The organism is Bacteroides muris (ex Fokt et al. 2023) (genome assembly GCF_024704895.1).
Taxonomy (GTDB): domain Bacteria; phylum Bacteroidota; class Bacteroidia; order Bacteroidales; family Bacteroidaceae; genus Bacteroides; species Bacteroides muris.
Genome location: NZ_JAMZEE010000061.1, coordinates 1 through 16,041, shown reverse-complemented (window position 1 = coordinate 16,041; position 16,041 = coordinate 1). Strand labels below are relative to the sequence as shown.

The following is a 16,041-nucleotide window of genomic DNA, read 5'->3' as shown; positions in this document are numbered from 1 at the left end:
AGCGGAGTACGGGAAGCTGATTAAGCAGGGCACAAGATATCAATAACATGTCATGCAGGAAATTAACAACGTGTGATACAAAAAACAAATATCGTGCCGGCAGGAAATTAATTCCTTGCCGACACGATACGAATTTCTTCTTCGTCCTTAGAGTTGTGACTCATAATTATGCCGATATTCAGTGCAAAACTTCTGCAATTCAATAAAAAATGGCCGGAACACAGCAAACAGTTCCTCATTGCTCTCTTCAAGGTATCGGATTGCCTTATCTACGGATATATCAATATGATGATATTCCACCATGATGTTCAAAGACTCTCTTACTCCGTTCAGAGTGGCGTATTTCCGCAAACGGTCGGTCAGGATAAAATGCCAGATGAAACGTTTGAAGCGTAGCGGAAGATAGCGATAGTTCAAGAGAAGGGAAAGATAAAAAGTCCGGGTATACTTCCTCAAGGAAACCCCGGAAAACGACTCGAAACGGGAAGCCAGCAAATAATCGAAATAAATATCCAGCAATACCCCCGAATACCGTCCGAATTCAGGCTTAAGCCTATGCACAACCTCGCAGACTGCCGGATGATGGTCGGTATAGTCGTCAATAGCGCGATGAAGCTGAATACCTTTGGCCATATCCGGCGGATATTTTTTATAGGAACTTCCTTTTACAGCATCGCCTACAAAATTGCCCAACTGTACTTTTCTGTTCGAACCGGAAAGGAATATATGTGCCAGATAGTTCATGACAAAAGATTTACCAGCTCCTTACAAAGACGCTCCTTCACCTCTTCCATCGGCACCTCGCGTCCCAGCTCTTTCTGCAAAGAGGTGACACCCTTGTCGATGAATCCGCAGGGATTGATATAGCTGAAATAACGTAAATCGGTATTCACATTCAGTGCCAGCCCATGCATGGTAACAAAATGGCTGCTGCGCACGCCGATGGCACAAATCTTACGGGCACGGGGAGTATCGTCCTCCAGCCATACGCCCGTTGCCTTCTCCAGGCGTCCGGCAGCGATGCCAAACGAAGCACAAACGCGGATTACCGCCTCTTCCAGCAGATGCACATACTCCTTCAACCCCAAAGAAAAGTCCTCGAGGTTCAGAATAGGATAGCAGACCAACTGTCCCGGACCATGATACGTAATGTCTCCGCCACGGTCAATATGATAGAGCGTAGCCCCTATCCTACGCAGTTGTTCTTCTCCCAGCAGCATATTCCCTTCTTTTCCGCTACGCCCCAATGTATAGACATGGGGATGCTCGCAGAGCACAATATGATTGACATAGCACTCTCCTGCCTGCTTGGCATGTACAAGTGCGTCAAACCACTCCGTCTGCCGGCTCCACGCCCCGGCATAAGGAATCATGTTCCAATCTGATATTTCCAGTTTCATGTAAGCAAATATAGCACTTTTTCCAATATCTGCCAATCTCCCTACTAAAAACAAAAAGATCCTCTCTTTTCTCTGAAGAAATGAATAATAGACCACTAAAGAGGCTATTTGGAACCTACAGCCCGAATTTATCTTAAATATGTAGCATCAATTCATAAAAATACACCTTGATAATCTGATAATATCTCACGTACTTTGCAAACATTCTGATATAACTATTCACAAAAAGACAGACTTATGAAAAAAAGAATTCTAATAACGCTATTCGCAGCGTTACTGTTCAGCTTTTCCATATCTGCACAGATATTGAAGGGGCACGTATATGATGCAACGACCAATGAACCGCTTGCAGGGGCATCGGTCACCTACAAGCTGAAAGACACGCAAGGCGTAGTGACCGACATAAACGGTGCATACGAAGTACACCTGCCGGCGGGAGGTGTAGATTTGGTATTCAGCTACGTGGGATATGAGGATGTGCCAATGCCCATCGTCATCAGCAAAGGAGACATTATGCAGAAAGACGTGTACATGAAGGAAAGCACCAACCTGCTGGAAGATGTCGTGGTCTCGGCCGGACGGTTTGAACAGAAGCTGAGCGATGTGACGGTCTCCATGGATTTGATAAAGGCCAGTGACATTGCCCGCCAGGCTCCCACAGACATCACCTCGACACTGCAGACCATTCCGGGGGTGGATATCATCGACAAGCAACCCAGCATTCGAGGCGGTGGCGGCTGGACTTACAGCGTAGGTGCCCGCAGCCTGGTACTGGTAGACGGGATGAGCGTGCTCAGCCCCCAAAACGGAGTCATCAACTGGAACAGCGTACCTCTGGAAAATGTGCAGCAGGTAGAGGTCATCAAAGGAGCCTCCAGCGTGCTCTATGGTTCGTCGGCCCTGAACGGCATCATCAACATACGCACCGCACGGCCGGGACTGACCCCTCAGACCCGTTTCAGTGCCTATGTAGGAATCTATGACGACCCCGACAACAGCGATTACCAATGGAGTGACAAATCTTTCTGGAAAGAGGACAAATATCCGGTAAAGCCCTTGTTGCGCAACAGCCTTTTCAGCGGTGTACGCAATCCGCTCTACGAAGGTTTCGACCTCACCCACTCCCGCCGCATCGGTAACTTTGACGTCAGCGGCGGACTGAATCTCTTTACCGACGAGGGCTACCGCCAACAAGGTTACAACAAACGTTTCCACATCAACGGAAACCTCACCTACTATCAGCCGGATATGGGTATGAAACTGATGAACTACGGTTTCAACGTGGATTTCCTTTCCAACAAGTACGGGGATTTCTTCATCTGGCGCTCGCCCGGCGAGGCCTACCGCCCCTCTCCCTTTACTAATATGGGACGTGAGTCCAACAACTTCCGCATTGACCCTTTCTTCAACTTCACCAATCCTGAAAGAGGTACTTCACACAAAGTAAAGGGCCGTTTCTACTACAGTGCGGACAATGTGGTACGCCCTACACAATCCGCCTCCATTACGGATATTCTGGGCAACATGGGCACCAACGCACAAGTCATCCAGAACATTGCCAATGGAGACTACACAGCCCTCCAGCCACTGATGACCGGAGTTATCAAATGGCTGGGAAGCGACAAGCTGAGTGATTTGATGGACGGTGTCTTCGGCTCTCTGGACAACATATTCCCCAATGCCACCACTGCCGACTATTGCGACCTCATCTCCTGGGTAATGAGCAACGGCCTGCCGTCTGACATGGGAGGACTGCTTGAAGGGAAACTACCCAGCGACCTGGTTCCCTGGCTATCCGGTGTACTCAATCCGAAGCGCAATCAATCACCAACACGGACGGACAAGAATTACGACTATTATCTGGACTATCAGTTCAACAAGAAATGGGACGGCGGCGCACAAATCACCACGGGTCTGACTTACGAACATATCCGCACCTTCTCCGGCGAAACGGAAGAAGTACATCAAAGTGACAATGTTGCCGCTTATATGCAATACAACCAGCGCTTCTGGGACCGCCTCAGCGTATCGGCCGGTGTACGTGCCGAATACTACCGGATAGACAAGCACTACCGGGAAGCCGACACAAAGGTTTTCGGGAGCAAGATTCCTTTCCGCCCCGTGTTCCGTGCCGGGCTGAACTACCAGCTAGCCGATTACAGCTTCCTGCGTGCCAGCTTCGGCCAGGGTTACCGTAATCCCTCCATCACCGAGAAATACCTTCGCAAAGACATCGGAGGTGTAGGTGTATATCCCAACTACAACGTACAGCCGGAAAAAGGATTCAATGCCGAGCTGGGATTCAAGCAAGGGTACAAGGCAGGCAATTTACAAGGATTTGCAGATGTCGCCGCTTTCTATACCCAATACAAGGATATGGTGGAATTCCAGTTCGGCCTATTCAACAATGCGGACCTGAGCATGATAAACAGCGTTACAGACGCCATACAAATGCTGAAGAACGGCAAGGGTTTCGGCATCGGGGCACAGTTCCACAACGTGTCCAAAGCACAGATTTATGGAATGGAAATCAGCACCAACGGCATGTACACCTTCAACAAAAACGCCAAGCTGCTCTATAACCTGGGATATGTATATACCGAACCGAGGGATGCCGACTACAAGAAACGCAATGCCCTGGAGAACACCTATACCGACCCGCTTCAGATGAAGGAGAAAAGCAATGACGGCAAGTACTTGAAATATCGTCCGAAACACAGTTTCAAGGCCACGCTGGACTTTCAGTGGAAACGCATCAACATAGGTGCCAACGTAAACTGGAAAAGCAAGATACTTGCCGTGGACTATATTATGCTGGACGAACGCAGCAAAAGTGAACCTGACCTGCTGGACTACGTGCGCGGCATCCTCTTCGGCTCGTCCAACGGGGAAACCCTGGCATCCTATTGGAAAAAGCATAATACGGACTATGCCACAGTGGACATGCGCTTCGGGGTGAAAGCCACCAAGGAAGTAGCTTTCCAGTTCATGATAAACAACCTGCTGAACAAGGAGTACAGCTATCGTCCCATGGCAGTGGGCGCGCCACGTACTTTCGTCGTAAAGATGGACGTTACATTTTAAAAAAAGAACATTTCATTTGAAAAACAGAATGCCTTCCGTTACTTTTTCCAAGAAAAGAATTACCTTTGTGCGAACTCTAAACGACAAAGCGTATGGAATTTCCTCAAGTCGACCTGCCAGTAGACATGATTGCATGGACTGAAGTAACGGAAGACATTCTAAACATATACAAACAGTCGTGCCGTCTGAAAGCATGCATCTTTGCACTTTGCATAGAAGGTTCCATCACCGTATCCATCAACCTGATGGATACGGAAATCAAGCAGGGGGACTTCGTTACCCTGCTTCCCGGAACCATCATACAGTTTTACGAACAAAAGGAAAAAGTATGTCTGGGATTCGTGGGGTTTTCCTCCCATTGTCTCAATGGAGTCAACCTCATCCAGTCTACATTGAGTTCTTTCTCCAATATACTGGAGTATCCGGTACTGGCTGTCAACCCTACCGTCGCCTCCTACTTCAAGGACTATTTTTCCTTATGGGCACGCATCACGACCGGTCCCTATCCTCCTGACACAAAAATGGCACAGAACACTCTGAGCATGCTCCTCAGTGGAGTGGACAAGATGTATTGCCACCGTCCGCAGATACAAAAAGGGAACAAGAGCCGGAAAGAGGAAATATGCCGCGAACTGGTGCAACTTGTCATCGAAAACTATACCCGCGAACGCCGCGCACAATTCTATGCCGACAAACTGGGCATCTCCCTGCAACACCTCAGCACCACCGTGAGGCAGGTGACCGGCAGAAATGTATTGGACATCATCGCCCACGTCGTCATCGTAGACGTGAAAGCCAAACTGAAATCAACCAATATGACCATTCAGGAAATTGCCTATTCCCTGAACTTCCCCAGTGCTTCTTTCTTTGGAAAATACTTCAAGAGGCACATGGGCATGAGTCCGCTGGAGTATAGGAACAGCTGAGGTTTGTTCCATTACTTCTTATCGTCTTGCTTGGTTTCCTTGACAAACTCCGCTTCATAATGAAACTTTCGGAAACCTTCTTTCAACTTTTCGACATTGGTCTTATCGGCATCATACGTGATGGTTACCGTCTTTGTCTTCAAGTCCGTATCGAATTTCTTCAATCCCTTCTCAAAACGAATGTTATTGTTTATCTTCCTTACACAGTTCTCACACTTCATCTGCGCCACCTTGAACACGGCTGTGCGGATGTCTTTCGCCATTGCGGCAGTCGTACAGAACAGTACGGCCGCCAAAGCAACTAAAAATCTTCTTGTCTTCATTGTTTCTTTATTGATCTAGTAGATAATATCATATTCTCGGTAAATTGAAGCGTACTCCTACATAGGCTTTCGCTCCATGCATGGGTCCCCAAACCATGGTTGCGTCAAAGTTGTTCCCCCAAGAATCGGAGGCATCAATGATGGGATTCTTCTGTTTGAAGTTTGTCAGGTTCTCGCCTCCTACGTATATAGACCAGCGACGGAAATAGCGCGTCACCTGGGCACTCAACTGCTCGAAGCCACCATAGCGTCCTTCCCACGACCGGCTGCCATTTTCCAGCTCATACGAAGCCGGCATGCGCCCGCCACCGTTCAACTGCAAAGTTACATCAAACTGCCACAATCCCAAAGGCGTCTGATAGGAAGCAGTCAGCAAACCTTTATACTTGCCGGTAAGGGGTTTCTCCATCAACTCTCCGTTGTAATTTGTCTTGGCATCCGTCCAACGGTAAGCCGCAGTAAAAGTGAAACCCGGGAAGAACGGATAGCTTGCCTCCACCTGCACTACCTGCGAATAGGAACGGCCGTGAAGATTGTAGAACAGAACGGCATGCGGGTCTGTATCCATATCCACCACCACCTGCTTGCGGAAATCCGTGTAATAGTATTCCGCATTCAGATTCAAGGTCTTGCCGAACAAGGGAATATAGGCGGAAGTGCTTGCACCATAGTTCCAGGCCTCATCCTGGTCAAGATGTCTGGCGATGTCTATCCGGCGGCTGCTTGCCAGCAGGTAGTTATTCTCGGCCAGCACATGGTTCGTGCGGTATCCCTTTCCTGCCGAAAAGCGGAAATGTACATACTCGTTGGGATTGTACTTCACATGGAAGCGCGGAGTGACGAAATAGCCGTACTCGCTGCTATGGTCGCTGCGGATGCCGCCCATCAGCACCAGTTTATCGTCCCAGTTGTAGGTGTACTGCACGTAGGCGCCGGGGACGGCTTCCTTGGTGAATTTCTTCGTCAGAGGCTGTTCCACGTCATTGTCCAGGCGGTAGTGCTGGTCGTAAGAGTCATAATTGAAGCTCAGTCCGGCAGAAAGGCTTTGACGTTTGCTCAGTTCCGTCTCGAACAACAAGGAGGCATAAGCATTGTGCTGGTCTACATCGTAGATTTTCCGTCCGTACAAGGCATCCTGCTTATGCAGGGAGCCGGAGAGAATCAGTGCCAGGTTGGTGTTCTTCTCCTTATTTAATATATAGGCGTTCTTGGTGAAGGCTTCGTAGCGGTCGGTACCTATACTTATCTTATAAGGGTCTGTCAGAGGCATTTTGCCATGACCTACTTGCCCGCTGTTGCGGTCTTCTGTAAGCACTTTGACGCCTGCCTGGAACACATAGCGGTCGCCCATGTACGCCCAACGGTTCCAGAGGTTGTACTGCTCCACGCGGGGGATGTCGGCAAAGCCGTCGTCGTTGCTGTCGTGGGCTTTGGTTTCATTCTCGTAGTGGGCAAGCAACGAGGTACTCCAACGCCTGGAGAGTTTCATCGTGGCGTCGGCATTGGCCTCATACCGGTTGGTGCTGCTCGCAAAAAGATTGGCCGAAAACCAGTCCGCCTCGGGCAACTGGGGTTTCTTGAATTCTACATTGATTTGTCCCGTAATGGCCTCATAGCCGTTCTTTACGGACGAGCTGCCCTTGCTCACTTGAATGCTCTGCATCCATGGTCCGGGCACATAACCCAGTCCATAGGGAGCCGCAGCTCCCCGGTAGTTCGGAACGTTCTCCGTCATCATCTGCACATACGTGCCGGACAAGCCCAGAAGCTTGATTTGCTTGGCACCGGTAGCAGCGTCGGAGTAAGTGACATCCACCGAGGGATTGGTCACAAAACTCTCTCCCAGGTTACAGCAGGCGGCACGGCTCAGCTCGGCGCTGCTTATCATGTCTTCGTTCATCACACTGTTGCGCAGCTTCATAGTGCCCAACTTACGGCTGACCACATTCACCTCACTCAGTTCCACCCCTTCGCGCAAGATGATGTCGAGCGTTTCATTGCGGCTACCGACGTGTATCGTATCGTTCTCAAAACCGATAAAGCTGACTACAAGCATATGCTTATTATTGGGTTTGGACAAGGAGAAGGTACCGTCCGCCGAAGTGGTGGTTCCTTGCGTAGTCCCCTGCCAGAACAGGTTGGCACCTGCAATCGGGTCGCCCAAATTATCCTTTACTGTCCCCTTTACCTGCGCCTGTAAGGCTGAAAAAGAGAACAGCATGATTCCTATCAAACTATATTTCATTTCTGTATTTATGTTTTATACTTAAAGAAGCGATTAAAAGACAAAAGTTCCCTCCGGACTATTCATGTCATTGCCCCATGTAATACAACACTTGTAGACTCGTGTGCATGCTTTACGAGAACCACCTTGTTGCAGACGGCTGTGCAGCCGGTATCCTTGCACAAAGATAGAAAGTTTTAACCGTTTGCCGGAATTAATTTTTCCTTTTTTATGCATGCAGTTCGTTAATAAGTTCTATATTTGTCGATAAAGTTTTTTGATTGATATGTTGATTTATAAACGAAACTCAATATGAAAAAGCAAACTGTCAGCCTACTTGTCCTTCTGCTTGCGGCAAGCGGCTTTTTCTTTTCCTGCGGTAACACCGTGAACAAAAACGCATACGCGTTGGAGTTCGACAGCATACAAGTAAACGAAACCGTACATCTCTTCGGAGACACAGCCAAGCCGGCCTGCAATCTCATCCTCAACTTTGCCTATGCCAGACAGTCATCCGACGTGAGGCTGAAAGACAGTCTGAACGCCTTCTTCCTCTCTGCCTGCTTCGGCGACAAATACATGGCGATGGCACCCGAAGAGGCTGTCAAGAAATATACGGAGAAATATGTCAGCGACTACCGCAATGACCTGGAACCGATGTACAAAAAGGACGAGCAGGATAAGGAGGACGAAGAAAGCATAGGGGCCTGGTATTCCTACTATAAAGGAATCGAAAGCCATGTGCAGCTGTGCAACACCTTGATACTGACTTACCGTATAGATTACAATGAATATACCGGCGGTGCGCACGGCATCTATATGTCCACCTTTCTCAACCTCGACCTGAAGACCCTAAGCCCCATCCGTCTGGACGACCTCTTTGAGGGAGATTATAAGGAAACGCTGACCGACTTGCTTTGGAAGCAGCTGATGGCCGACAACAACGTCGGCACCCGCCAAGAACTGGAAGACATGGGCTACGCCACCACCGGCAATCTGGAACCTATCGAGAATTTCTATCTGGACCCGAAGGGAATCACCTTCTATTATAATGTATATGAAATTGCCCCTTACGTAATGGGAACAACCAAAATCACGTTGTCTTATGAGGACATAGCCCCTCTGATGAACGATGAATTCATTACATTAAGCAATGCCATAAAAACAGACCGCGAATAAGAACTGTAATCAATTGTCTATCAACAAAAAATTCACAATGGATTTAATACTCAAATATTTCCCGGACCTGACAGAAGAACAGAAACAGCAGTTTGCCGCACTCTACGACCTCTATCTGGACTGGAACTCCAAGATTAATGTCATTTCACGCAAAGACATAGAGAACTTGTACGAGCACCATGTGCTACATTCTTTGGGCATAGCCAAGGTAATCCGCTTCAGGCCTGGGACACGGATTATGGACCTCGGAACGGGAGGAGGTTTTCCGGGAATCCCGCTTGCCATCCTTTTTCCCGAAGTGCAGTTCCACCTGGTGGACAGCATCGGAAAGAAAGTACGCGTAGCCTCCGAAATAGCCAACAGTATCGGGCTGAAAAACGTCACCTTCCGCCATGCCCGCGCAGAAGAGGAAAAAGGGAAGTTCGACTTTGTGGTGAGCCGTGCCGTGATGCCGCTGACAGACCTACTGAAGATTATCCGCAAGAACATCTCAACCAAACAGCAGAATGCATTGCCCAACGGACTGATTTGCCTCAAGGGGGGCGAATTGGGAAACGAAACCATGCCCGTCAAGAACAAAACCACGCTGTGGGACTTGAAGGAGTTCTTTGAGGAGGAGTTCTTCAAGACAAAGAAAGCAGTGTACGTAGGATATTGAGAGACGAGTCGCCTAAAGTAGAGGATGAGCATCGTAAAGTGAAGGTTTACGGCGCTAAAGTTGAGGTTTAGAAATCTAAATACATAATATGAAAATAAAGAGATTCGAATTTAATATGTTCCCGGAGAATTGTTATGTGCTTTGGGACGAAACCAATGAAGCGGTCGTCATTGACCCGGGCTGTTTTTATGAAGAAGAAAAGCAGACCTTGAAAAGCTTCATCATCAATAATGGGCTGAATGTGAAACATCTGCTGAATACCCATCTGCATCTGGACCATATCTTCGGCAATCCTTTCATGCTGAAAGAATTCGGCCTGAAGGCCGAAGCCAACCAAGCCGACGAGTTCTGGATTGACGAAGCGCCGAAGCAAAGCCGCATGTTCGGTTTCCAACTGCAAGAACCCCCTGTGCCGCTAGGTACTTATCTGCACGATGGAGACATCATCACCTTCGGCAATGCGAAACTGGAAGCCATCCATGTGCCGGGACACTCGCCGGGCAGCCTGGTATACTATTGTGCGGCAGACCACTGCATGTTCTCGGGAGATGTACTGTTTCAAGGCAGCATCGGCCGTGCCGACCTTGCCGGCGGCAACTTCGACGAGCTGATAGAGCATATTTGCAGCCGTCTGTTCATCCTGCCCAGCGACACGATTGTCTATCCCGGACACGGAGCGCCGACAACCATTGGAATTGAAAAAGCGGAGAATCCGTTCTTCCGGTAAATATACACAAACTTTTAAATCATTACAGTCATGAAAAACGACCTATTGGCCTACCGCCACATTGGCATCAGCGAACAAGACGAGGAGAAGATGCTCCGGAAAATAGGAGTGAAAAGCCTGGACGAGCTGATTGATAAAACCATTCCTGCCAACATCCGCCTGAAAGAACCGTTGGCTCTGCCCAAGACAATGACAGAGTACGGATTCGGACAACACATTGCAGGGCTGGCTGCCAAAAACAAACTTTACACAACCTATATCGGCATGGGGTGGTACAACACCATCACTCCTGCCGTTATCCAACGAAATGTATTCGAGAACCCCGTCTGGTATACTTCCTATACTCCCTACCAGACCGAAGTCTCACAAGGCCGCCTGGAAGCCTTGATGAATTTCCAGACTGCCGTATCCGACCTCAGCGGCATGCCCCTTGCCAACTGCTCCCTGCTGGATGAAGCGACTGCCGCAGCCGAAGCCGTGACGATGATGTATGCCCTACGTCCGCGCGACATGCAGAAATCGGGCGCCAACGTGGTATTTGTAGACGAAGCCGTCTTCCCGCAGACATTGGCGGTAATGACTACCCGCGCCATTCCACAAGGCATCGAACTGCGTATAGGCAAATACCAAGAGATGGAATTCACACCGGACGTCTTTGCCTGCGTACTGCAATATCCCAACGCTGCCGGCAATGTGGAAGATTATCGTACTTTTGTAGAAAAAGCTCATGCGGCAAATTGCAAAGTAGCCGTTGCCGCCGACATACTGAGCCTTGCCCTTCTCACCCCTCCAGGGGAATGGGGAGCTGACATCGTCTTCGGAACCACCCAGCGGCTCGGCACGCCAATGTTCTACGGCGGTCCGTCGGCAGCCTATTTCGCCACCCGCGACGAGTACAAGCGCAACATGCCGGGACGTATCATAGGCTGGTCGAAAGACAAGTATGGCAAGCTGTGCTACCGCATGGCACTGCAAACCCGCGAGCAGCACATCAAGCGTGAAAAGGCAACTTCCAACATCTGTACCGCTCAGGCACTGCTGGCCACAATGGCAGGATTCTATGCCGTATATCACGGTCCGGAAGGCATCCGCACCATTGCAGAACGCATCCACAGCATTGCCGTATTCCTGGAAAAGAGCATCAACAGACTGGGTTACAAGCAGGTGAATGCACAATATTTCGACACGCTCCGCTTTGCGCTGCCCGACACCATTTCGGCACAGCAGATACGTACCATCGCCTTAAGCAAGGAGGTGAACCTGCGTTATTTCAAGAATGGAGATGTAGGCATGAGTATCGATGAAACCACAGATATAGCTGCTGTCAATATGCTGCTTTCCATCTTTGCCATTGCCGCCGGAAGGGATTGGGAAAAGACAAGCGACGTACCCATGACAAGCAGCATCAGCGCGGAGATGAAACGCCAAAGCGCCTATCTGACGCACGAAGTATTCAACAAATATCATACGGAAACGGAGATGATGCGCTACATCAAGCGCCTCGACCGCAAGGACATCTCGCTGGCACACTCCATGATTTCCCTCGGCTCGTGCACCATGAAGCTGAATGCCGCCGCAGAGATGCTACCGCTCAGCCGCCCGGAATTCATGAACATACATCCTCTGGTGCCTGAAGACCAGGCTGAAGGCTACCGCGAACTGATAAGCAATCTCAGTGAAGAGCTGAAAACCATTACCGGCTTTGCCGGCGTCAGCCTGCAACCCAACTCCGGTGCGGCAGGCGAATATGCAGGACTCCGCGTCATCCGCGCCTACCAGGAAAGTATAGGGCAAGGGCACCGCAACAAAATACTGATACCGGCATCGGCACACGGCACCAACCCGGCATCCGCCATCCAGGCGGGATTTACCACCGTGACCTGCGCCTGCGACGCACAAGGCAATGTGGATATGGACGACTTGCGCACCAAAGCGGAAGAAAACAGGGATGACCTCGCCGCCCTGATGATTACCTACCCTTCCACACACGGTATCTTTGAAACGGAAATAGTGGAAATCTGCCGCATCATACACGCCTGCGGCGCACAGGTATATATGGACGGCGCCAATATGAATGCCCAAGTAGGCTTGACGAATCCCGGCTTTATCGGTGCGGACGTCTGCCACTTGAACCTGCACAAGACGTTCGCCTCTCCTCACGGCGGCGGCGGACCGGGCGTAGGCCCCATCTGCGTGGCAGAGCATCTGGTTCCGTTCCTTCCGGGACACAAATTGTTCGGCAATGCCGCCAACCAAGTATCCGGAGCTCCCTTCGGCAGCGCAGGTATCCTGCCCATCACTTACGGCTACATCCGCATGATGGGAACAGAAGGACTGACACGGGCCACAAAGATAGCCATCCTCAGCGCCAACTACCTGGCCGCCTGCCTCAAGGATACATACGGCATCGTTTACCGCGGTGCTACCGGTTTTGTAGGACATGAAATGATATTGGAATGCCGCAAGGTGCACGAAGAAACGGGCATCAGCGAAAACGACATAGCCAAACGCCTGATGGATTACGGGTATCATGCTCCTACCCTCTCCTTTCCGGTGCACGGCACACTGATGATTGAACCGACGGAAAGCGAAAGCCTTGCCGAACTCGACAACTTTGTGCAAGTGATGCTGGCCATCTGGAACGAGATTCAGGAAGTGAAGAACGGCGAAGCCGACAAGACAGACAACGTGCTGGTGAATGCCCCGCATCCCGAATACGAAGTGGTAGCCGACACGTGGGAACACAGCTATACCCGCCAAAAGGCAGCCTACCCGATAGAAAGCGTGCGCGAAAACAAGTTCTGGGTGAACGTGGCACGTGTAGACAACACGTTGGGAGACCGTAAACTGTTGCCTACGTGCTATGGATGCTTCGACTGATGAGATTCTATCTCCCATGGCATCGGCATTGCCATGGGAGTTTCAGCCAGCTACATGGCTGCGTATGACATTATAGACATCTCTTCCTAGCGGATGATAATTACCGTATCTTCCTTCACCTTTTTCTCTTTCACCGGAGCATCGGCAGAGGCATATCCCAAGGCTGCACAGCCATATACCTTATGATTTTCGGGTACACCCAGCTTTGTCAAGAAAGCACGGACATCGGGGTCGTCGCACGTCTGCCCCAGTTGATTAATCCAACAGGAACCGATGCCGAGGGACTTGGCGGCAAGGAAAACATTCTCCAGAGCGCAGGCGCAATCCATAGCAGCCCACCATTGGGTAGGCTCGTTGGAGACAATGACCAGCGTGGGGGCATGATAATAGCAGCAATAAGTCTGGCTGTGTCCACGCTCCCGTGTATGAGGGTTGTCACTCTTGGCAAAGGCGCCTTTGATTTTATCGTTCAGCTCTTTCAGCACTTCTTTATTTTGAATGGCAGTGAAGTGCCACGTCTCCAAATGCATACCATTGGGGGCATAAGCAGCCGCCTCAAGGATAAGGTTCAAATCTTCTGCGGAAACCTGCTGTTCCGTATAGGCACGGACGCTGCGGCGTGCCTTGATGGTTTGTAATGTCTCGTTCATTTGTTTAATTGAGAATTGATAGTTGATCATTGATAATGCGAATCAGCACGTGTTCGGTGGAACTGTCTCATCGTTTCACCAGCCCAATCTTCACATTCAGTTTGAAGTACCAGATGCCGTTCTCGCGCTCCAGGAAACCGTATTTATCTTTCTCCACCGCACCTTTCTCCAGACGCGTATTCTGATAGAGGAAATCTGCGAAGACTTGGGGACGGGATTTGTGATAACAAAGCACCTGGCCGTTGCCGTCCGTCAGAAACATGCCTTCGACGGCAGAGTCCGTACCGTTATAAATCTTGGCAGGACGCATGCCGAGGGCAAGTGACAGCAAGAACTGCTTCATCTTGAACTCGTAGAAGCAGTGCTTGTTTATGAGCTCGTCCTTTATCTTCAGCGGATTCATCTCCTTGATGCGCTCCGTCAGTTCGCTGATGCGCGTGATGCCGTCCAGATGCATCAGGCGCACCATCTCTGCCAGCATACGGGGGAAGTGGAGGTCTATCATCAGCAGGTTGCAGCGGAACACGCGGTCGGCAACGTCGGCATACTTCAGCACACCGCCCAGTCGCTCAATCATCATCATACGCTCCGCCACTTCCGTGAGAGATTGCGGCAAGGCATTCACCTTGTTCACCGTGGGTATGGCAAACTTCACTCCACTCTGCTCCAGCTTCAGATTGGCCGTGCGTCCTCCGTCCAGCAACGGATTCATCGGAGCAAGACGACAACGGACATTGAATCCCGTCAGCGGAGCTTCGGGATGCCAGAAGGCAACGGAGAAGTCGGTACGGTCTTCTGTCTTAGACTCCAAGTCGTAGATATTGACAGTATCCAGAAAGGCTTCCAGCCCTTCGGACACTTCCACTTCCTCGCCCGAAACATTCTTCAACAGATGCAGAATCAACTCTGCCGCATCACCAAAGTCTTCACGGGGAAAGCACTGTTCCTCCTTCTCGCCCGGAACAAACGAACCGTCCTTCGCGGTAGCTCCGCTGACAATGCGCACTTCCTGCTCTTCGATATAGTAACGGCGCGTACCGTCATGCTCTTCCCTTTGTATCAAGGCAACGGGCCAGCTCAGGGTTTCGTCTTTTTCAGCTTTCGGTGTGCCCGGTGACACGGCTCCATCCGCCAGCAGGCGAAAGAAGGTGTAGAGCTCGCCCAGTTCTCTTTTTGTTGCACTAAATGCCATAACTTTCTTTTATCCCATTTGTTTTATTATTCAAACCTTAATGTCTCTACTTTCTCCAACCGTGCCCGCAACTTCGGCATCATGGACTGGCGGATACGGAGTGTCATGCGGCAGTCCATATCATACGACTGTTCCAGGATTTCCGGCTCTTCTTCCTTCACCACCCGCATCACATCGTTCATGAAAGGATATTCGAAAAAGAAGGTAACCGTCTCATCTACGGTCTTCTCAACAACGGTGGCGGCGGCAATGGCCTCGGCGGCAGCGGCCTTATAGGCTACAATCAGTCCGCTCGTACCCAATTTGATGCCTCCGAAATAACGCACCACGATAATCAGTATATCCGTCAGTTCGTTGGAATTGATTTGTCCCAGAATCGGTTTGCCTGCCGTGCCCGAAGGCTCACCGTTGTCGTTGGCACGGAAGTCCTTGCGCTCATGCCCCAGCATATAGGCGTAGCACACGTGGCGGGCGTCGTAGTATTTCTTCTGGTAAGTTTCCAGATGCGCCTTCACCTCCTCTACTGTACGCACCGGCAGGGCGATGGCAATGAACTTGCTGCGCTTTTCAGTGTAAATGCCCTCGGAAAGGGCAACGATGGTTTTATACGTATCTTCGCTCATGCTGCAAAGATAATGCAAACTGAAGACAGAACTTTCATGCTTGCATGAAAAAGTTATGTTGAAGTGCAGCTTATCTTATCTAAGGATAATGAAAAATCGTACCTTTCCTCTAAAAAGAAAAATCTCCCGCTCTTATATTCGCATGTAACTTACTTGTATCTAATTAATTATACTT

Annotated in this window: 13 protein-coding genes; 6 read left to right on the top strand and 7 right to left on the bottom strand. The window is 50.0% G+C overall.

Features of this window, described 5'->3' with window-relative positions:
* Positions 1-147: 147 nt before the first annotated feature.
* Both M1B78_RS17155 and lipB read right to left on the bottom strand, forming a co-directional pair.
* Complete coding sequence (locus M1B78_RS17155) at positions 148-744, bottom strand: ACP phosphodiesterase (RefSeq protein ID WP_257941333.1); 597 nt, start codon at positions 742-744, stop codon at positions 148-150.
* Positions 741-1,412 carry a lipoyl(octanoyl) transferase LipB gene (gene lipB, locus M1B78_RS17150; protein WP_257941334.1) on the bottom strand — a complete coding sequence of 224 codons (672 nt, stop codon included), beginning with the start codon at positions 1,410-1,412 and terminating at the stop codon, positions 741-743. The genes M1B78_RS17155 and lipB overlap by 4 nt, the downstream gene beginning before the upstream one ends.
* A 225-nt stretch (positions 1,413-1,637) precedes the next feature.
* Between lipB and M1B78_RS17145 the strand changes: the two genes are divergently transcribed.
* Together M1B78_RS17145 and M1B78_RS17140 are read left to right on the top strand one after the other, a co-directional pair.
* Positions 1,638-4,484 carry a TonB-dependent receptor gene (locus M1B78_RS17145; protein WP_257941332.1) on the top strand — a complete coding sequence of 949 codons (2,847 nt, stop codon included), beginning with the start codon at positions 1,638-1,640 and terminating at the stop codon, positions 4,482-4,484.
* Between the two features lie 92 nt (positions 4,485-4,576).
* Complete coding sequence (locus tag M1B78_RS17140) at positions 4,577-5,410, top strand: helix-turn-helix domain-containing protein (protein WP_136011159.1); 834 nt, start codon at positions 4,577-4,579, stop codon at positions 5,408-5,410.
* Positions 5,411-5,421: 11 nt separating this feature from the next.
* Here the strand turns inward: M1B78_RS17140 and M1B78_RS17135 are convergent, their stop codons facing one another.
* Positions 5,422-5,733: a heavy-metal-associated domain-containing protein gene (locus M1B78_RS17135; protein ID WP_136011158.1), complete on the bottom strand. Its 312-nt coding sequence runs from the start codon at positions 5,731-5,733 to the stop codon at positions 5,422-5,424.
* Positions 5,734-5,761: 28 nt separating this feature from the next.
* Complete coding sequence (locus M1B78_RS17130) at positions 5,762-7,978, bottom strand: TonB-dependent receptor (RefSeq protein WP_257941331.1); 2,217 nt, start codon at positions 7,976-7,978, stop codon at positions 5,762-5,764.
* A gap of 291 nt (positions 7,979-8,269) precedes the next feature.
* Here M1B78_RS17130 and M1B78_RS17125 point away from each other — a divergent pair, with 291 nt between their 5' ends.
* The 4 genes from M1B78_RS17125 to gcvP all read left to right on the top strand — a co-directional run bounded on the left by M1B78_RS17125 (position 8,270) and on the right by gcvP (position 13,401).
* On the top strand, positions 8,270-9,136 hold the full coding sequence (locus M1B78_RS17125) for a DUF3298 and DUF4163 domain-containing protein (RefSeq protein ID WP_257932152.1): 867 nt from the start codon (positions 8,270-8,272) through the stop codon (positions 9,134-9,136).
* 37 nt (positions 9,137-9,173) lie between these two features.
* Complete coding sequence (gene rsmG, locus M1B78_RS17120; RefSeq protein WP_257941330.1) at positions 9,174-9,794, top strand: 16S rRNA (guanine(527)-N(7))-methyltransferase RsmG; 621 nt, start codon at positions 9,174-9,176, stop codon at positions 9,792-9,794.
* An 88-nt stretch (positions 9,795-9,882) separates the two neighbouring features.
* Positions 9,883-10,521: an MBL fold metallo-hydrolase gene (locus M1B78_RS17115; RefSeq protein ID WP_136011154.1), complete on the top strand. Its 639-nt coding sequence runs from the start codon at positions 9,883-9,885 to the stop codon at positions 10,519-10,521.
* 30 nt (positions 10,522-10,551) lie between these two features.
* Entirely contained in the window at positions 10,552-13,401 is a 2,850-nt protein-coding gene (gcvP, locus tag M1B78_RS17110) for an aminomethyl-transferring glycine dehydrogenase (RefSeq protein WP_257941329.1), read from the top strand.
* An 86-nt stretch (positions 13,402-13,487) separates the two neighbouring features.
* Here the strand turns inward: gcvP and M1B78_RS17105 are convergent, their stop codons facing one another.
* The 3 genes from M1B78_RS17105 to M1B78_RS17095 form a co-directional block, all read right to left on the bottom strand.
* On the bottom strand, positions 13,488-14,051 hold the full coding sequence (locus M1B78_RS17105) for a nitroreductase family protein (RefSeq protein ID WP_136011152.1): 564 nt from the start codon (positions 14,049-14,051) through the stop codon (positions 13,488-13,490).
* A 67-nt stretch (positions 14,052-14,118) separates the two neighbouring features.
* Entirely contained in the window at positions 14,119-15,243 is a 1,125-nt protein-coding gene (locus M1B78_RS17100; RefSeq protein WP_136011151.1) for an HpaII family restriction endonuclease, read from the bottom strand.
* Between the two features lie 26 nt (positions 15,244-15,269).
* Entirely contained in the window at positions 15,270-15,866 is a 597-nt protein-coding gene (locus M1B78_RS17095) for an IMPACT family protein (protein WP_136011150.1), read from the bottom strand.
* Between the last annotated feature and the right edge of the window lie 175 nt (positions 15,867-16,041).

What these genes read in the sequence shown, in the direction of transcription:
- M1B78_RS17155 (WP_257941333.1), bottom strand. Translation starts at nt 744, where the DNA reads ATGAACTATCTGGCACATATATTCCTTTCCGGTTCGAACAGAAAAGTA.
- M1B78_RS17145 (WP_257941332.1), top strand. Translation starts at nt 1,638, where the DNA reads ATGAAAAAAAGAATTCTAATAACGCTATTCGCAGCGTTACTGTTCAGC.
- M1B78_RS17140 (WP_136011159.1), top strand. Translation starts at nt 4,577, where the DNA reads ATGGAATTTCCTCAAGTCGACCTGCCAGTAGACATGATTGCATGGACT.
- M1B78_RS17135 (WP_136011158.1), bottom strand. Translation starts at nt 5,733, where the DNA reads ATGAAGACAAGAAGATTTTTAGTTGCTTTGGCGGCCGTACTGTTCTGT.
- M1B78_RS17130 (WP_257941331.1), bottom strand. Translation starts at nt 7,978, where the DNA reads ATGAAATATAGTTTGATAGGAATCATGCTGTTCTCTTTTTCAGCCTTA.
- M1B78_RS17125 (WP_257932152.1), top strand. Translation starts at nt 8,270, where the DNA reads ATGAAAAAGCAAACTGTCAGCCTACTTGTCCTTCTGCTTGCGGCAAGC.
- rsmG (WP_257941330.1), top strand. Translation starts at nt 9,174, where the DNA reads ATGGATTTAATACTCAAATATTTCCCGGACCTGACAGAAGAACAGAAA.
- M1B78_RS17115 (WP_136011154.1), top strand. Translation starts at nt 9,883, where the DNA reads ATGAAAATAAAGAGATTCGAATTTAATATGTTCCCGGAGAATTGTTAT.
- gcvP (WP_257941329.1), top strand. Translation starts at nt 10,552, where the DNA reads ATGAAAAACGACCTATTGGCCTACCGCCACATTGGCATCAGCGAACAA.
- M1B78_RS17105 (WP_136011152.1), bottom strand. Translation starts at nt 14,051, where the DNA reads ATGAACGAGACATTACAAACCATCAAGGCACGCCGCAGCGTCCGTGCC.
- M1B78_RS17100 (WP_136011151.1), bottom strand. Translation starts at nt 15,243, where the DNA reads ATGGCATTTAGTGCAACAAAAAGAGAACTGGGCGAGCTCTACACCTTC.
- M1B78_RS17095 (WP_136011150.1), bottom strand. Translation starts at nt 15,866, where the DNA reads ATGAGCGAAGATACGTATAAAACCATCGTTGCCCTTTCCGAGGGCATT.